Origin of the sequence: Bacillus sanguinis (assembly GCF_018332475.1) — a bacterium.
GTDB lineage: Bacteria > Bacillota > Bacilli > Bacillales > Bacillaceae_G > Bacillus_A > Bacillus_A sanguinis.
In genome coordinates this window covers 1-2795 of record NZ_BOQB01000491.1, presented here as the reverse complement: position 1 = coordinate 2795, position 2795 = coordinate 1, and the positions used below count along the sequence as shown (strand labels likewise).

3 protein-coding genes are annotated in these 2795 nt (G+C 35.3%); 1 reads left to right on the top strand and 2 read right to left on the bottom strand.

Going from position 1 to position 2795, the window contains the following annotated elements; genetic code table 11:
* Nucleotides 1-5: 5 nt before the first annotated feature.
* On the top strand, nucleotides 6-476 hold the full coding sequence (locus KI369_RS27960) for a DinB family protein (protein ID WP_212958897.1): 471 nt from the start codon (nucleotides 6-8) through the stop codon (nucleotides 474-476).
* Between the two features lie 216 nt (nucleotides 477-692).
* On the opposite strand, the gene KI369_RS27955 is transcribed toward KI369_RS27960, so the two are convergent.
* Both KI369_RS27955 and KI369_RS27950 read right to left on the bottom strand, forming a co-directional pair.
* Nucleotides 693-1841, bottom strand: coding sequence for an acyl-CoA dehydrogenase family protein (locus KI369_RS27955; RefSeq protein WP_212958895.1), 1149 nt, complete (start codon nucleotides 1839-1841; stop codon nucleotides 693-695).
* A gap of 154 nt (nucleotides 1842-1995) precedes the next feature.
* Nucleotides 1996-2628, bottom strand: a complete 633-nt coding sequence (locus tag KI369_RS27950; protein ID WP_049112261.1) for a YdcF family protein — start codon at nucleotides 2626-2628, stop codon at nucleotides 1996-1998.
* Nucleotides 2629-2795: the final 167 nt, after the last annotated feature.

The following is a 2795-nucleotide window of genomic DNA, read 5'->3' as shown; positions in this document are numbered from 1 at the left end:
GTATTATGAATGCAATTGATCTTAGTATATTAAATTTGAAAGAAACGAGAAGGCGCTCAGAAAAGTTATGGAATTCTCTTCCCGATAATTTTCTTACTTGGAAGCCTGATCATGAGGCCATGTCCTTTGGTGAGATGATTCGTCATGTTTGGAGCTCAACTTTTTACTATCATATGATTTTAAAAAACAACGGCTCAATAAATGACATACATATCCCGTATGATGACGAGCCAATTACTTGTGTAAAAAAAGAAATTGAATTAGCGCAATCATGTTTTGCCGATTTCATAGAATATGTTCAATCAATAAGCATAGCAGAGCTAGATTCAAGACTTATTGATCGAAGCGATGTTGGCTATCAACGATATTTAGGCGATATGCTACTACGAATTGCCTATCATGATGCGGTCCATGCAGGTCAATTTTTACAATATTTGCGAATGGTAAATTTAGAAAGACCATTGATTTGGGATTAAATTTAGTAATTATTTACAAATTTTCTAAACTGGCATTACGATAAGAATTTTTCAACAAGAAACAATCACAAAACCATGATAACCATTTATATTAAAAACCTACATCTCAACCTGGTACGTTCCTGCACATAAAAAGCACGCGTTTGATTACTAATCAAACACGTGCTTTCAAAACAACTATATTGTCCATAAACAATAAAATTCAAGTTAAAAAACCTACGACCGAAACGCCGCATCCGCAAGCATAGACAGTGTTGCATCATCCATCGGCGGATTGTGTAATCCTGCTCTAACGTTTAAATAGTAACGGTGAAGCGGATTTTTTTCTGATAAACTTTTGGCTCCTACGATGCGCATTGCTTTATCAACAATTGATATTACCGCATTCGTTACAGCATATTTCACTGCCGCTAGTTCGGCCTGCAATGATAATTTATCTTCTGCCTCATCGTACTTTTTCGCAATTTGATATAAAAAGACGCGAGCTTGCATAAGCTCGAGTTCTAATTCTCCAACTAATCTTCTAACATTCGGCAATAAACTAATAGAATGATTTAAACTATTTGGCTTGTATGATCCCGCAAACTGAACTGCATAATTTCTTGCTGATTGTGCAATTCCTAAATAACATGCTGGTATATGTAGCAACCAGCCAATACCCTTTTGTTTCACTTTCCCGCCCTTTACATCTGTAAAAAAGCGACTTTCTATCTCTACATTTTGTAAGACAAGGTCGTGGCTAGCAGTCCCTCGCATCGCAACACTATCCCACGTTTCTTCAATGGATACACCGATTGTATTTCTTGGAATGACAAACTCACCAACTTCTTCTCGGCCTTCCATACTTGCTGAAATAATAAAATAATCAAGTATTGGTGCCATCGTTGTAAAAGTTTTCCTTCCGTTTATAATCCACTTCTCGCCTTGTTGAACCGCTATTGTTTCTGGTTTACCGCCACGCGTCGGACTCCCTGTTTTCGGTTCTGTTGCTGCCCGGTTAAAAAGCGCACCATTACGTACTTCTTCGCAAAACCACCTGAACATCTCATCATTCCAAGAGCGATTTTCCGCTAACTCTTTCACAATACCAAGATGCCAGCCAATCGATAATGCTGTAGCCCCGCATCCTTCCGCGATTTTCTCTTGAAATAAAACGAAGTCATATAAAGAAATCGCACGACCACCAAATTCCTTCGGTAACGTTAATTTCGTATATCCGATATCTTTCAAATCATTTATATTTTCATACGGAAATGATCCTAATCCACTTAGTTGATGCTCCCTTTCCATGAACTTAGGAATCAATTTATTTATTTGTGCAATAATGAAAGATTGTTCTTCTGTTTCAACAAATGAGAGTGCCATACTATAATCTCCTTTATGTTCGATTCATCAACCGCTCACTTTTTCATTATGATTATATGAAGCTACATCTCTATTGTTTCACTATTCCGATAAAAATACAATGTTTTTGACTAATAAGAAAAGTTCCTATTTTAAGATAGGTTCTTTTCTTATATTAGTCTCCCTTCAATGCCTTTAATGGCAAAGAGGTTACATATCCAATATACGAGAATAATTCTTTAAAGAAGAATGGAATTTCTGTGTCTAACGTTTTATATGCTGATGTCGGCGTTGGTGAAGCATACGCTTCAATATTAATATGTTTTGCGATTCTCATTGCGCGTTTCATATGAAGTGGATCACTTACAATCGTGTATGTGCGTATTCCGTTCTCTGTTCCAACTTCCTTCGCATTCTTTAAATTTTCTTCAGTGAAAAGGGATTTTGTTTCAATTAAAATATCTTCGTCTTTTACACCTTGTTTCATTGCATATACTCTTGCAGTACGCGCTTCCTCAAGCTCTGCCTCGAACTTTGTACCACCTGTAAAAATAATCTTTTTAATGTTTCCGTTCTTATATAAAGAAATCGCATGATTTATTCTTTCTTTAAATACAGGTGATGGTTTTCCGTTCCAAGAAGCTGCTCCTAGTACGATACCAGCATCCGTTTTCACACTATCATCTGTTTTAAAACGATAACTCCAAATATCGTAAGCTGCATAACTTACATATAAAATAGCAGAACAAATCATTAGTAAAAATACTTGAAAGATTCGTCTTTTCTTACTCTTCTTATTTTCTTTCATTTGTAATTGCCTCCGTACATCATCCATACTTCTATAAAAAAACATTTATATCAAATCGTTTTGTTTGAGTTTATTTAAAAGAAGGAACTTTACTTATTATTTATGTATAAAAGGGTTTTCATTTAAAATTGAGGATTATCAATTCATTTTTATTTGCGGTTTTCATT